12 protein-coding genes and 1 pseudogene are annotated in these 15390 nt (G+C 36.6%); 7 read left to right on the top strand and 6 right to left on the bottom strand.

The genetic code is table 11. The annotated features are described in order from the left end of the window. The first annotated feature begins 179 nt into the window (after window positions 1-179). Complete coding sequence (locus CJP74_RS01290) at window positions 180-575, top strand: hypothetical protein (protein WP_119496472.1); 396 nt, start codon at window positions 180-182, stop codon at window positions 573-575. A 74-nt stretch (window positions 576-649) separates the two neighbouring features. Here CJP74_RS01290 and CJP74_RS01285 read toward each other — a convergent pair whose 3' ends face one another. The 6 genes from CJP74_RS01285 to CJP74_RS01260 form a co-directional block, all read right to left on the bottom strand. Further along, entirely contained in the window at window positions 650-1936 is a 1287-nt protein-coding gene (locus CJP74_RS01285; RefSeq protein ID WP_119496471.1) for a DMT family transporter, read from the bottom strand. 92 nt (window positions 1937-2028) lie between these two features. Beyond that, the gene (locus CJP74_RS01280; RefSeq protein WP_119496470.1) at window positions 2029-3306 is read right to left on the bottom strand and encodes a heme biosynthesis HemY N-terminal domain-containing protein; all 1278 of its coding nucleotides are present in this window, start codon (window positions 3304-3306) and stop codon (window positions 2029-2031) included. Window positions 3307-3335: 29 nt separating this feature from the next. Beyond that, entirely contained in the window at window positions 3336-4961 is a 1626-nt protein-coding gene (locus tag CJP74_RS01275) for a uroporphyrinogen-III C-methyltransferase (RefSeq protein ID WP_147397038.1), read from the bottom strand. Window positions 4962-5116: 155 nt separating this feature from the next. Further along, window positions 5117-5695, bottom strand: a complete 579-nt coding sequence (locus CJP74_RS01270; protein WP_119496468.1) for an NAD(P)H-binding protein — start codon at window positions 5693-5695, stop codon at window positions 5117-5119. A 165-nt stretch (window positions 5696-5860) separates the two neighbouring features. Then, window positions 5861-6238: a nuclear transport factor 2 family protein gene (locus CJP74_RS01265; RefSeq protein ID WP_119496467.1), complete on the bottom strand. Its 378-nt coding sequence runs from the start codon at window positions 6236-6238 to the stop codon at window positions 5861-5863. A 385-nt stretch (window positions 6239-6623) separates the two neighbouring features. After that, window positions 6624-7481 carry an aldo/keto reductase gene (locus tag CJP74_RS01260; RefSeq protein WP_119496466.1) on the bottom strand — a complete coding sequence of 286 codons (858 nt, stop codon included), beginning with the start codon at window positions 7479-7481 and terminating at the stop codon, window positions 6624-6626. A 983-nt stretch (window positions 7482-8464) separates the two neighbouring features. On the opposite strand from CJP74_RS01260, the gene CJP74_RS01255 reads away from it, so the two are divergent. The 6 genes and pseudogenes from CJP74_RS01255 to asd all read left to right on the top strand — a co-directional run bounded on the left by CJP74_RS01255 (window position 8465) and on the right by asd (window position 14659). Next, window positions 8465-9262 (top strand): DeoR/GlpR family DNA-binding transcription regulator, encoded by a 798-nt coding sequence (locus tag CJP74_RS01255; protein WP_119496465.1) that lies wholly within the window; start codon window positions 8465-8467, stop codon window positions 9260-9262. Window positions 9263-9362: 100 nt separating this feature from the next. After that, window positions 9363-9977: pseudogene (locus CJP74_RS08220) on the top strand (trimeric intracellular cation channel family protein); the annotation flags it as partial. Between the two features lie 1083 nt (window positions 9978-11060). Next, complete coding sequence (gene serB / locus CJP74_RS01245; RefSeq protein ID WP_119496463.1) at window positions 11061-12137, top strand: phosphoserine phosphatase SerB; 1077 nt, start codon at window positions 11061-11063, stop codon at window positions 12135-12137. Window positions 12138-12153: 16 nt separating this feature from the next. After that, window positions 12154-13041 carry a thermonuclease family protein gene (locus CJP74_RS01240; protein WP_119496462.1) on the top strand — a complete coding sequence of 296 codons (888 nt, stop codon included), beginning with the start codon at window positions 12154-12156 and terminating at the stop codon, window positions 13039-13041. A 79-nt stretch (window positions 13042-13120) separates the two neighbouring features. Then, a complete protein-coding gene (locus CJP74_RS01235; protein ID WP_119496461.1) occupies window positions 13121-13498 on the top strand; it encodes a hypothetical protein in 378 nt (125 codons plus the stop codon). A 30-nt stretch (window positions 13499-13528) separates the two neighbouring features. After that, on the top strand, window positions 13529-14659 hold the full coding sequence (gene asd / locus CJP74_RS01230) for an aspartate-semialdehyde dehydrogenase (protein WP_119496460.1): 1131 nt from the start codon (window positions 13529-13531) through the stop codon (window positions 14657-14659). Window positions 14660-15390 lie beyond the last annotated feature (731 nt).

Raw genomic sequence — 15390 nt, 5'->3', positions numbered from 1 at the left:
AATAATATTCGTTCGTTAGATATAGTTTATTATACTAGGTTTAGGAGAAAAAAAGCGTATTTTTATTAGTAAACCTAGCAAAAAACTCCCCAAAAATCATGCTTTAAGTAATTTAATTGGCACTGGGGTTTATTTATGTTAAAATGCATTTACAACTTATTACTAACTCAAGAAATTAGATGACTGAAAAGAAAGAGAATTTGCTTGTAGATGATGCAGGCCAAGTAATAGATTTAAACAACTATGCGAGTTTTGAGGCACTAGTTGATTTAAAGAACTATCGTAAAACAAGTACTTTGCTACTAGAAGTAATGGACAATGATTTAGCTCCACAAGCCCAAACTGGCGACGTGCTTTTACTTGACACTATTGGACAATTTAAAGGTGAGGGGATTTATGCTCTTGACCTTAAAATTACTGAGCAAGTACGTGAAGAGCAGGTTTTAGCTTATGTGCAACGTCAAGGCTATGAGTTTTTACTGCAAAAGCCAGGGGTAGAGGCTCCAGTGCGTAGGTTAATGCCTCAGCAAATTAAATTTTTAGGCAAGGCAATTGGCGTAATTAAAGGAAAATAAAAAGAGCAACTCAAAAACGAGTTGCTCTTTTATTTTTGCCTAAATGGCGATAGCTATTAAGATGAGCTCTGGGCTCAGGTAGTTTGTTCTTGAGCTTGGGAGTTTGGCTGTGTCGTATCTTGCTCTTTAGCTTGAGAGTTTAGCTTTGCCGTATCATGCTCTTGTTGTTGAGCTTGCTCACTGTGCTTTGGCTCTTGCTGAGCTTGAGATTTTTGCTTTTGCTTTTGCTCTTGCTCTTTACGTTTGCGAGCCTGAGCCTCTGCTTTTAACATTTTGCGGATACTGCTTAATACTTTTAAGCGACGCTTGTTATAGAAGAACAGATAGATACCTGAGGCAACTATGGCCAGATAGCCTATTACCGAATAAACATCGGGAATAGTAGCAAAGAAGACAAAACCAAATAAGCAATTCCAAAGAAGCGAGGAATAGCCATAGACACTAATTTCTACTGAGGGAGCATACTTAAATGCAAAAGTAAAAGTATACTGCCCAATTACCGAGAGTAGAGCTGCCAGCACTAAGAGAAAATAATACTTCCCTTGCCCGCTAAAGCCTTGGAAATAGTACAAGGTTGGCAAAATAGTAGTTATCACTATAGTAAGAGCTAAACAGCATTCAATAGTTAGCGGATGCTCCCCATTATTAGTAGTGGTGAGTTTACGTACGGAAATATAGGTTAAGGCTAGAGCTAGAGTTCCCCCTAAGCCAATTAAATACGAGAGCAAATTTGGATTATTAAAATTAGGTTTAATAATAAAAATTGCTCCTAAGAGTGACACTATTACTACCGTAAATTGCGTAATAGAGGTTTTTTCATGTAAGAAAAAAGCACTAATAATTATTAAAAACACCGAACAAAGTTTAACCATCATATCGGCATCGGCAAGACTAAGGGTATTACAGGTGTAAATATAGGTAAACATAGCCGTAGTCCCCGTCAGCCCACGAACCAAGAGCATTTTCCAGTTGCTTAGTGCCCCAAAATAATGCGGTACTTTAAGGCCCGTAGCCATAAGCTTAACTGGTCCATCGGGATCTGGTTTAATCACTTTGTGGGCTTTAACTATGGTTGCGGCCGTACTTAAGGAAGTAGAAGGTGCCCCAGTTGCTGTGGTCATAGCCACATGTGCCAATTGCGCTTGCTCCATGGTGAGCTTGTTTTTACGATTGTAGATGCGTACACTACGGCGTAAAAAGTAAATCACTACCAAAGTAATCAGCAAAGAGGCTAAACCACGAGCAAAAACCTTTTCATAAACGGAAATATGTTCGCCAATACTTTTAAAGATTAATCCCATAAGTGCCGACATAAGCACCGATAATAAAGTTAGGATTATTCCTTTAGTTAAGTTAGACATATAAAACAAGCCAAAAAAAATTACAGGTTTTTATATTATAGTACAAAAAAAGACTCTAAGAAAAATCTTAGAGTCGTAAAGAGGTTAACCAATTATTTATCTGTATTCTCATCAGAGGCAGTGGCAGGAGTATTTGCCGTAGTTTCAGATAAATTATATTGCGTATCAATAAGGTTAGTCAGGCCAAGAAGTTTTTCTCGGGCGTTGTTTTTACGATACACCACTTGAGCTAAAAGTATAGTATCTGGAGAAAGTTCTTTGTCATCGCTAATGAGCTTATCAATCCAAGTTTGAGCTTGTTCATATTGATTTTGGCGATAGTAAAGGCGAGCAAGCAACGACATTAAAGCAAATTGGGTTGCAGGTTGCGTTTTGCCTAATACTTTTTCTAAAGCACGACAAAGTTTGTCATCTGGACTGTCATGAGGAATTTGTCCTACAAGCTCAAAGAAGTTAGAAGCTTCAACTTGCTCTAAAGGACAACGACGCAAGGTTTGTGTAGCTAGGTCGATAGCTGGTAAATAAGCTTCGAGCTTAATAAGCGTTTGCAGCATTTGGTTGCGGAAAAGAAGATCCGAACGATGCTCGCGGTTTTGCGCTTCGAACCAGGTTACTAAAGCTTGCGGATTATTATTTTGTTCTTTTAATTGACGTTGAATAAAGCCATGGTAAGCCCATTGCAGATCTTGTTGGGCTTGCTCAGGAGCTAAATATTCTTGTCGCACTAATTGCGGTAATAAGTCTTCGAGTAAAGCATACTGGTTAGTATGTAAGTAAACATTACGTGCTAGCAATAATACTTCCTCGGTAGAGTTATTGAGACGAATGCGTGACAAAAAGTTACTTGCTTTTTGCCATTGTTTAGTGGCAACAAAGTATTTTAATTTACTCAGGTCAATAATTTTTTGATCTTGGGCTGTGCCTTGGCTATTTTCGAGCATACGAATAAGTAAGTCTTTAGCCAGACGTGTATTACGATTACGAATTGCCAAATCAAAAGTTTGACTGAGGTTGTAAAAAGGTAAATTTGCTTTAGTTGCTGATTTAGCCAAAGTTTTTTGGGCTTGACGATAATCACCAACTAGAGCTTGGCGTAGACCTTTTTCTACTAAGCGGTCGGCTTTAGCTTGACGTCTTTGACGACGTTGGAGATACCAATCAAAGAACAGATGATATAACCAACGTGCAAGGCATGCTAGAACTTCAAGCACACCTAAAGCAACAAGAAAAATTACTAAAAAGGTCAAGAGCGAGAGTGTATAGCTATACTCGCCAAAATATATAATTACCTGCCCATTGTGACTTAGCAAGAAAGGAGCTGCCGCTAAGATCACCACAAACAGAAAACACCAGATTAAGATACGAAACATGCGTTGGATAACCTTAAAAATCAAAAATGTTATTTATTAAAGAGAGTTAAAGCCCCAAGTTGATAACTAGAATTGTAAGAAATTCTATGTTTATTTAATTCAGTTAGGGTCGCTACTAATGCTTTTACGGCTTCATTATCTTGCGGATATACTTGCGTTAGAACATTAAGAGCATTGTCTAGGCTCTGCTGATAAGCTTCAGAGTTGTTAGCTCCAATAGCTATAAGAGCATTTTGTAAGTTGAGTTTAATGTTCTCTTGTAAGTAGAGATTGAGGTTAGCGCTCGATAAATCTAAACCTTGACCAACTTTTTGTACTTGAACAAATTTAGCGAAAAAGTCTTTAGTTGCTTTACTAAATGAAGACTCGTTTTCTGAGTTAGAAGCTACTTGCTGGATTTGTTCTTGACTTAAGTTAGGAAGATTCGCAACTTGGTTAATTTGACCAATAATGTTGTTTACTACTTGGGTAGTTTCATTATCAGCACGACCATTAGCTAGATTCGAAATATCAGTTTGAATTGCATTGCGCACTTGCTCATTTGGAGCTAGGCTTGCGGCAATACGTAAATTCGTGATAATGGTATCTAGGCTAGCATTAGCGTTAATTTGCCCTTGGATTTGTAATAAGCTTTGGTGCACTAAAACACTGTTAACTTGCGTATAGAGTTGCGTTAAAGCCGACTCTTGTGCTTGTTGCACGCTATTGTTAATGGCAGTTGGTAACTGTTCATTAATTTGGCGTGTTAGGTTTTGTGACGTTTGCGTAATACGATTATTAACTTGAGCTAATACTTGCTCAGAAACATTTTTAGCAATATCGCTAGTTAACTGCTCACGATCAGCTTGCGTAAAGCTTGGGTTTTGTAACACATATTGAGCAATTAAAGTCCCAATATAGGTTTTAAAGCCCTCGGTGTTAATAGCCTGGCTAATTAAGTTTTGTACTTGCTCGCTAGTTAAACTTGGGTGGGCAGGAGCAGGAGCTGGTGCCGGAGCAGGTGCTGGAGCAGCACTATTGCTAGAGTTATTTTGTTCGAGCGTATTTACACGATTAGCAAGATTAGTAATCTGCGTTTGCAGATTAGTATTTAAATTGTTAATCGTGGTATTGAGGTTCTCGATGGTTACATAGTTATCAAGAACACGATTTAAATTGTTACTATTAAAGTTAGTAGTACCTGTGTTGGTGGCATTATTGTTGTTAGTTGATGCTCCGCCAAAGGTACGATCAAAAGTTGTTGTCGTTTGGTTAAAACGCGAATCAAACTGTTGTTGTAAGATATTGTATTTAATTTTTAGAATTTCAATATCTTGTTGAGTAGAGTTTTTGAAGGCATTAAAGTCAGTTAAAGACACATATTTAGAGCTAGTAGCTTCTAAATCTTGCGTATTAAAAATTGATGGCTCATACATTTTATAAACAGCAAAGCCAGAAAGACCTAATGCTAATACCACCATTAAACCAAGAAAGCGGTACTTTGGTGGTTCAATAATAATAGTATCATTGTGTGGCGGAGTACGTTGTTGCTCTTGCCCTTGTTGAGCTTGCTCTTGCTGCTCTTCTTGCTGTTCTTCTAAAGGGCGTTTTTTGCCACTTTCAGGATCTGTTGGGAATTTTGCGTTATTTTGCGGAATCATATTTTCTAAGGTCAAATAAGATAGAAAACCTCTAAATTAAGAGAGATTTTTTGTAAAACCAGGAAAAAAGACAAGTTGTCTCTTCTCTTTATAATTTTACCAAAAAAAGCGAACAATTAGAAAAAATTTATAAAAAATTGCTCCCAAAAAACATTTGGGAGCTAAGTACATTATCTCACTAAAGCACAGTTAGCTTGTGAGTATAAGTTCGGAGTTAGAATTATTTGTTTAAAAAAGTGAGCTAGAGCTTTACGAGAGATATCATTTCCTGTCACAGTTTGCCCCTTGAGAAAGACTTGATAACTTGTATTGGCACTATTATCAAACCAACCTGGACGCACTATGGTATAGTCAAGTCCCGAAGCCTCGATAATATCGGCAGCCTGACGATAAGGCTGGAGAATTTGTGGTATCCCAGGGCGTCCTGCTATTTCGCCATAGATACCATAAGAGCTAACAAAGATGAGGCGTTTTACCCCTGTTTGGTGCATAGCCTTAACTATACTTTGTGCCATGGCAGGCAGATCGCCACTTAAAGTAGCGATTACTAGATCTTGTCCTTGCATAGCCTCAACTAAAGTTTCCTCCGCAAAAATATTGCCCGCAATTTTTTTACTTCGTGGATAGTCAGGTAGTCTCTGTGCCGAACGAGCAAAAAGAGTTAATTTAACTTGAGGTATTTGTAAAAATTCTGGAATAGCTACTTGAGCTAAAGAGCCTGTAGCTCCGAGGAGTAATACATTGGTCATTTTAGTTTATTCCTTGGGGTGTTTAGGTTTTTTGTGCTGTTTTTACTTTTTCTTGGGGTGTTTGGCTTTTTTGTGTTGTTTTTACTTTTGCTAGGGTTGTTTGCTTTTTTGTGTTTGTGTTTTTTGTGTTGTTTGTACTTTTGCTTGGGTAGCTACCAAGAAAAACTATCGGCGTAAAGAAGGGGTAGCGTCCATATGACTAATTAGCCATTGTCCTGAGTCTTGTAAAGTAAAAGTCCAGATGGTTTTTAAATCCCAGATGTTGTGCATGCCATAGATGCGTGCATCAACTTTACTAAAGTTGTGGAACTCAACTTGGCTAGGGCTAATGATTTTAAATTCTTGGCTTACTGGAGTAAAACTAAAGTATTGCATTTGTCCATTGAGAATTTGACTAAACCATTCTTGGCGACTTTGGACATAGCCTGTCATATGAATTAACTCAAAATCTGCGGTGAGTAATCTTGCTAGAGTAGAGGTATCCTTTTCTAGCATTGCAGTAATTAGTTGTTGATACATTTGTAAGAAGAGATCTAAGTTCATAGTTTTTTAAGTTTCTGTATAGAGTTGTGATTTTATGAAAGCAAAAAAGATCTTAGTTGCTTACTAATTTAAATAATTAATAATTAACCGATTAAGAGATTAAGCAATTAGCAATAAGCAATTCTATTTGGAGATATATTATTTTGTTGCTTAAGCCAATGATTTTTGTTGTTAAAACAAGTAGTTGTTAACTCTATTATAGGAACTTAGAAAAAGGGAAAAAAAGTAGGTCTAACTCAAAAGGATGTTGAGTATAATTCAACTATTTTCTCGAGGGGAGAGATTCGGATAGAAAAAGAAAAAAGAGAAGCCGAGGCCTCTCTTTTTTTACAAAATAATTTTTTATTTAGCTTTTTTACTCTTACTTAAAGCAAGAATTTGCGTTTTATTTACACTCATCAGGATAACGATTGAAAGTATTAACTACTACCTGCGGATCAGTGCGATCGTTAAATAAAGTGTGGTTTTGGTCAAGGGAAGCAATTAGTTGCATTTCCTCGGCACTTAAATTAAAGCTAAAGACATCAAGGTTACTGTAAATGCGCTCTGGGGTAACTGATTTAGGGATAACTACTATATCTTGTTGCACTAACCAACGTAATACCACTTGAGCTACGCTTACATTGTGAGTTTGAGCAATTTTTACTAAGATTTCATTAGTAAAGAGATCATTTTTACCACGAGCAAAAGATGACCAAGATTCAGTTACTACTCCTTGTGAGCGGTTAAAAGCTACAGCCTGGTTTTGCTGATAAAATGGATGCAGTTCAATTTGGTTAACCGCAGGGGTAACTTGATTGCCCAGAATTAAATTCTGTAATGTTGCTGGATCAAAGTTACTTACACCAATTGCTCGTACATCGCCATTAGCATAGAGTTTTTCTAAGGCACGCCATGCTCCATAGATATCATTAAATGGAGTGTGTAATAAGTAAAGATCTAAATAGTCTAAGCCCAGATCTTCAAGAGATCTCGCAAAAGCTTGCGGAGCTTTACTTTCAGTTGCATCATGTACCCAAAGTTTTGTGGTAATAAAGAGTTCTTCACGTGGGATACCACAGTTTTTAATAGCTCGTCCTACCGCTTTTTCATTACCATATAAAGTAGCAGTATCTATATGACGGTAACCCGCTTCAATTGCCGTAATAATGGCTTTTTCACATTCAGCGGGAGTATCCATTTTATATACTCCTAGTCCAACTAATGGCATGTCAACGCCATTGTTAAGTTTAATTTTAGGCATGGGTAACTCCAAGGTTAGATTGTAATACCTTTATTATAGTCGATTTTATAAAAAAAGACGGCAGTTACGCCGTCTTCAAATTACGATTTTATTAAACAAATTACAAAAAGGTAACCTTTTGTAGATTACATTATACTACGTTTTACAAAAATAAAAAAAACTCTTGCCCTATAAACATAGCAAGAGTTATTGCATGAACCTTCAAGGTTCTCAGAAATCTGGATAAAATTGCCCCAGCGTACTGGGACAAGAGGAATAAAAAGTATTGAATATTTTCTTCTTTTCTGTATCTCTATTATATATGATTTGCGAATATTGCAGAGAGATCTTTTCTGATGAGTTTATAAAAATGCTTATTTATACGTAAATAAGATAGGGTGCAAGAGAATAAACTTGAGTTGTCTACTCAACAATTGAGCCAAAGACAACTGCCGAGCCCCAAAAAGTAGGTACAACTTAAAGTAAATGACCAAGGCAATTAAAGTAAAAACCTGTTTAAGCTAGCTTGCCTATGGAAAGAAAATACTACCTTTAACTAAACAAAAGCAAAGGAAAAACCTAGGTAAGTTAGAGGCAGACTAAGGAGAAATTATAAAGAACTTAGAGCAAACTAAACTCACAAACTTACTCAAAATAAGAGGCAGAAAAAGTAAAATAAACCCAACAAAAGTAAGGGATTTAGCCATTTTTGGGAAAATGTTATAAAGAAAAAAATTAAGCTTTTAGTTATTACTTATTTTACGCAATAGCAACTAGTTATCTTTTTCCTATAGGAAAAGTAATTGGTTTATTTATTTTTTATTCTTTATTTATCCTAGGGAGAATTTTGAGAAAAAATGAGGTTTTTTGTCAAAAAATATAGGTTTATAAACAAAAAAGTGTGACGTATATCACAAAACGAGAAAAAACTTTTGGGAAGGAGAAAAATTTTTATTAATATATAAACATAAACAGGAATTTATTTTACCTTTGAGGTTTATATTATGAAGGCCGGAGAAAAACGCCGACAAGATATACTAAACCTTGTTAATAGCATAGGTATAGTTGCGATTAGTCATTTGGCCTACTATTTCAAGGTTTCTAAAGTAACAATTCGCACTGACGTAGAAATTTTAGAAAAAGAGAAAAAACTCATTAAAGCGCATGGTTGTATTAAATCCCTTAATTTAAACGAAGACCGCGACACCTTGCAATTTGATCAAGAGTTTTCTTTTTTGCAAAAACAAAACTTTGAACATTCAATAAAAACCCGTCTTGCCTTAGCAGCACTTGAACTAATTAAAGATGGAACAACTATATTATTAGATGCAGGCACCACCATTTACGAACTAGCTGTACAAATTAGTAAAGTTAAATGGCAAAATCTCACGGTAATTACTCCCTCGTTACCTGTATGTGAGCTTTTAAGTGCCGTTCCTGGAATTACTATAGTTCTGCTTGGAGGCAGACTCAATGCCAAAGGCAAGTGCTTTATTGGTGAACAAACCCAAACTATGCTAACCGATTTGCACTATGAACAACTTTTCTTTGCCGTAGACGGTTATCATATAGACTATGGTTTAACTACCCATTATCCAGATGAGGCAGTGTTAAACCGACAAATGATTCAGCAAGCTGACAAGGTAATCGTTGTTGCCGATCACACCAAGTTTGCCCGTCACGCTAAACACAAGATTGTTGATTTTAGTGTGCCAGATTTAGTTATTACCGATGATGGTTTACATCCAGACTACCCAAAATATTTTGCCCAACATTCGATAGCACTAAAACTGGTTCACTAGGAAATGGCTTCTAGATTTTAAATCTAGAAGCTTTCCTTTTGTCGGCAAGAAAAAAGAGTATAATAAAACTTTAGCAAACAAAAGATCATAGGCTGGCTTAATGTTACTAGATATTTTGAATTTAATTGGCGTGATCGCTTGTGCAGTAACCGGAGCCTTGGCTGCAGGGCGAGTTAAAATGGACTGGTTTGGGGTACTAATTATTTCCAATGTAACTGCTCTTGGCGGGGGATCGGTGCGAGATATTCTTCTCAATAACTATCCTCTTCCTTGGGTACAAGACCCTTACTTGCTGATTGTAACGGCAGTATGCTCATTTTTAACTATTTTAATAGCTCAGTTTATGTTCTATCTAAAAACTATATTCTTAGTTTTAGATGCCATAGGTTTAGTAGCCTTTACGCTTTTAGGTGCCCAAGCTGCCTTACAAATGGGTTATGGCATAATTCTTGCTTGTGTAGCAGGTGTATGTACAGGATCCTTTGGTGGGGTATTAAGAGACTTGCTTTGTAATCGTATTCCTCTAGCCTTTAAAGCCGAACTCTATGCAAGTATTGCCTTTTTAACTACCATTTTCTACTGGTTTATGTTACAAGTAGGAGTGGCAACTAATCTGGCAGTAATAATTGCTGTAGTATTTGGTATAGGTTTTAGACTTCTGGCAATTAGATTTAATTTATCTCTGCCTGTATTTGATTATGATGACGCTCGCTTTAAGCATATTACTTGGTTAGAAAGAGGCTTACGCAAGTTTTCTCGTAAAGCAAGAATTGCTTATAACGAACAAGAAAACTTTAAAGAGCATCCAAGCAATCAAGTAGCTACAGCTGTAAGTGAAGCAATTCAAACAGCAGTAGAAGATAAAGAAGATATTACCATTGCCGTTACTGTAAGTAATGAGCAAGAAGTAATTGCTATAGATGTAAGTGCCAAAGAACAAAAAGAAGAGCCAAGTGAAACTGAGGGCGAAGAACAAGAAAAGACCTCAGAGCAAGCTAGCTCAGTCTCAACTTCAACTAGCTCTGCCTCAACAAAAGATAAAGGGCAGGACTAGATAAAATTGCTAAGCTAGACTCAAGGCTAGTTAAGCAAAAAAACAGGCTAAACTAAAAGCCTTAGCTAGATTAAATAGCTAAGCTAGACTATAAGTTAGTTAGATTTTTATTTTGTCCTAGCTTGGTTATGAGGTATTTCTAAAGCACTTTTAATTTGTTTTAGGTATTTTTTAAGAGACAGGTACGCCTGTCTCTTACTTTTTTAGCTTTGCTTTTGCTGAGAAAATTTACCTTTTTTGTTCTTTGCCGTTCTTGCTAATTCCCCCCCTTTCTTGCCTAGTGTTCCTTATAAGTTATTTTCTCTTTTTTACTTTGGTTTTTTCCCAGTAGATTTTCCCTTTTTCTCTTTTCCTTTTCCCTCAACAAAAAAAATCTCTTTTTTGCCCTTGTATTTGTGTTGGAAAGTTTTCTTTTTTTCTTCCTCTCGTTTTTTCTAAAATCGCTGATATAAATTAGGCTCTATTCTATACTTTAACCTTAGTTTTAGCTGGTATTCTCTACAATTTTTCAGCAAAGGCTAGAGATTTTAGGTAAAATAATTAACGTATAGTTGCTTGCGCTCTAATCTTAGAGTAAAAGGCTTAAAAAATACACCTTAAACTGTTTCTTATAAGGGGAGTAAAAAAGTTATTTTTTCTAATTGAAGTTAGAAATTTAACCCTTATATTAATCATAGGTAAAGGCGTATATTTATTTCTGGCGCAAGTGCGATTCCTAGACACTTAAATCGAGAGCTAAATATTATGTCTGAACTTGCGACTAAAATTTTGCGTCAAACAGCCGCGTCTTTGTCAGCTTTTCCCGCAAATAATTTAACGGCATTAACTTATAAAGCTTTATTAACTCGCGATAGCCAAGTGTATGAACAAGCTTTGGCAGAGTTACCAGTTTTTCTGGAACCAGAAAAACTAAAAGAGCAAGAAAAAGAAAATGCCCTAAAAGTTGAAAGGGAAAAAGCTCTATTAAAAAATCCGCAAATGCGTTTGGTAGCTGCTACTTTTGTTGATTTTCCGGTAGCTAAATTATTAATGAACCTACCAGATTATAATGCAACTATTCATGTGGTAAAACTTTACGCCCATAGTATAGTAGTTGTACTTAGTAGCGACAAGGTGCAAGAACTTTTTGCATTTTTACGCAGCCACGGAGCTGACTGTGTGGATTTAGCACTAGTGCCGAACCTAAAAGAAAAAGGCGCTTTTGTTTCGGATATGGATTCGACCATGGTAACTTGTGAATGTATAGATCGTATAGCTAGTCTATGCGGGATAGAAGAGCAAGTTGCAGCCATTACCGAAGAGGCGATGCAAGGCAAGTTAGATTTTGCCGCAAGTTTACGCCAACGCGTTGCTCTGTTAAAAGGAGTGAACGTCCAAGATTTTGATACAATTATTGCAACTTTACCTTACACTGTAGGTGCAAGTGAGTTACTTAAGGCTTTAAATAGTAAAGAATGGCAAACTGCTCTAGTAAGCGGTGGCTTTATTCCTTTTGCTCAAGCTGTAAGCCAAGAGCTAGGGTTTAGTGAATTTCACGCTAATACTCTAGGCCAAGACCAAGGCGTGCTTACAGGAGTTGTTGAAGGAGCTATTGTTGACGCCGATTATAAAGCACAAATAGTAGATAAATACCAACAACAGGGTTTAACTACTATTGCTATAGGTGACGGAGCTAATGATATAGCTATGTTAAAAGCTGCAGATTTTTCGGTAGCCTACCATGCTAAGCCAGTAGTGAATGAAGTTGCAGACTTTATTATTCAGCATAATGACCTCTATGCTTTACTTGCGATATTAGAAATTAAAGCTTGGTTATTATAGTATTGTTTTTTCAAGTATGAGTTTTCTATCAGTTAAAAAATTAATCTCCCTTGCAAGTGTTGGATTCTTAGCAGGTAATTTTACGACTTTCCCAGAAGCTCAAGCTGCTATTTCTCCTGATAATTTTGATATTCAAACATTCGGGGGAGAGCGCGGTGGTCCTGGAGGAGGTGGAGATAAAAATCCAGGCGGTAGCAATCCTGGAGCTATGCCAGGTCGACCTGCAAGCAGTAATCCCGCAACGCGAGGTTTAGATCGTAGTGATCGTCGTTCTTCGGTATATGCTCGTAGTGCAGCTTTCAATCGAGGCGTAGGCTACAATAATTTTGCTCTTTATAATAATTCAACTGTGTTCTCGGTAGCTAGTGTGGTAGTTAGCTTTACAGGCTCATTACGCACAGTAGCTAAAACTTCAAATCCAACAAGTATTACCATGCGAACACCTGTATCTTCGCTCGAAGATGCAAGCATTGCCAATAATGTGCAAGTGCAAGATAACTTTAATAGTTTTGTTGCCCAAAACCAATTACCTAGCTGTTTAGTAGTGGAAGTGTTTTCTTCGGATACTATTAGTTGTTACTTCCCGCACCTTGACCAGACGCGGATTGTTAAACTCTATGGTATTCAAGGTCCTGCAAATAAAGCGTACGCTTTCCAAACTTATTGTTTACTACGCGACACTTTACTCAATAAACGTCTAGTAATTCAAAGTTTATCTACTTACCAAGAACCAAGTATAGTTGCTGTTGCCTACTGGCAAGGACTAAATGTTAACTATCGTTTAGTTGAACTTGGGGCAGCCCAACTTAATGCAAAATATGCTGATTCAAGCAACACTTATCGTGCTTTTGAGTTAGCCCAACTCCAAGCCCAAGAATTAAAAATAGGCCTCTGGAATAATTAAAAATAGATCCTCGTTAGGGGATCTTTTTTCTTTGTTGTTTATGCTATAATTAATTGTAAATATTAATGGGAGGGGAATTATGGAAACTTCTGAAGAATTAGACAAAGAAGTGCTTTCTCAGGATACAAAACCTAAAGTTAAAGCCACGCCCCAAGCTAGTAATAAAATAGCTAAACCAGAGATTATAGGAGAAGCACCTAAAGTTGCTAAAACCCAAGTAGCTAAAATGGTGGGACGAGGTCGCAGTGTAAAACTCGGGATGATTCCTGAAAGCCAAAGCAAGGCAAAACGGGTAACTGCTTCAATTCGTCAAATTCGCCAAGATGCTCGTGCTTTAAATCATCGTCGCACTTGTATGGTTAAAAACGAGCAAGAGGCAACTTCTTCTCTCTCTCCGCCTTCGGCATCTAATAGATTTTTTACGGCTTTAAGTAAAATTTTACGTCGCAAACATTAAAGCTGCACTTTGTAAAGGATAACAAAACATATGACACAACCAAAAGTTGCTATTGTAGGCTACCGTGGTATGGTAGGCTCGGTATTAGTAAATCGCATGCTCGAGGAAGATGATTTTGCCTTAATCGACGCAACATTTTTCTCAACTTCAACTCATGGTACTCCAGCTCCTAAAGTAGGTAAGTACGACCTAGGCGTAATTGGTGATGCTAATAGTGTTGAAGAGTTAAGCAAGTATGATTTTGTTATAACCTGTCAAGGTGGTGATTATACTAATGCCATGCACCCTAAATTAAGAGAAGCAGGTTGGCAAGGTTATTGGATAGATGCGGCTTCGGCATTACGCATGAAAGATAATGTAAGTCTTATTCTTGATCCAATCAACAAAGAACAACTGCAAGCTGCTATAGCTAATGGACAAAAAGACTTTGCAGGTTCTAACTGTACAGTCTCTTTAATGTTAATTGGTTTAGGTGGTCTCTTTACTAAAGGTTTAGTAGAAAGTGCAATTGTAAGCTCTTACCAAGCTGCTTCGGGAGCAGGAGCTGCAAACATGCGTGAACTCGTTGAGCAATTTGGTGCAGTTTACAACCATGTAGCAGAAGACTTAGCGGATCGCAGTAAAACCATGTTAGATGTAGCTGCTAAAGTACAAGAAAAATTAAGTACTGATTTAGCTGCACCTTACTTTGGGGCACCATTAGCAGCAAGCTTACTGCCTTGGATAGATGCACAACACGAGCACGGCTTTACCAAAGAAGAATGGAAAGGTCACGCTGAAACTAATAAAATCCTTGGCTTAGCTGATCACAGCATTAAAGTTGATTCAACTTGTGTGCGTGTAGGGGTTTTACGTTCACACAGCCAAAGCATTACCTTAAAACTAAAAGAAAATCTTTCGGTAGAACAAATTGAAAAACTTATTGCTGAGCACAATAAATGGGTTTATGTTGTACCAAACAATAAAGAAGAAACTATCCACAAATTAACGCCAACGGCTGTTTCAGGTACTTTAAATGTAGCTGTAGGTCGTGTGCGTAAATTATCTCTTGGTGATGAATACGTAAGTATTTTTACCGTGGGAGATCAACTTCTTTGGGGTGCTGCAGAACCATTACGTAGAATGTTACGTTTAATTCTTAATGCTCCTTTAGATTACTAATTAAAAAAAAATAGAGTAGGTTAGTGCCTACTCTATTTTTTTTTGATTAGATTAGATAGATTAGATTAGATAGATTAGATTAGAGAGTGAATACAGAGTTAATATAGAGTGAATAAAGAGTTATATAAAAGCAACCAGAGGGGGAACTCTAGTTGCATAGGAGATATAAGATTAAAAAGATTAAGAGAAAAAACGCTAGATATAAAATTTCAGCTGGGTTGTCCCCAGCTGAAACAAGACTTAGGGTTTTGTGTTTTTGTTTATTAGTGGCTAATTAGCGTTTAGTGAAGTTTTAATTACTTAAAACTTCAGTAAAAGCTAAGAGAAAAAGTAGTTTCTACGTCTGCATTCGTAGAAACTACGCCGCTTGTTTTATTATCTATATTATATGAGCTTTTGCGCTAATCTAACCCTGATGGAAAAATAGAGTGAGAGAGAAAACCATCGAAGCGAAGAGTCCAATAAAAAAAAAGAAAGCACTTTATCTGAGTTAGCTAAAATGCTTTCTCTACACAAATTCAAATATTTTAACTATCTTTTTAGGAGACTAACCTTCGCTTGGTTAGATAGATTCATTATAGTCTAAATGATAATCATTTGCATTTGGAATAAAAAAAAATTTTAGTTTTTTTCTTTAAACCTTTGATTTATAGCAACTTTATTTTTTATAAATACCTAAAAAAATTAAGGTTATTAAAGCCGAAAACTCCTCTCAGACTAAAATTGAGCAA

This window comes from Psittacicella melopsittaci, assembly GCF_003585925.1.
GTDB classification, from domain to species: domain Bacteria; phylum Pseudomonadota; class Gammaproteobacteria; order Enterobacterales; family Psittacicellaceae; genus Psittacicella; species Psittacicella melopsittaci.
This window is presented reverse-complemented; position numbering and strand designations above follow the sequence as displayed.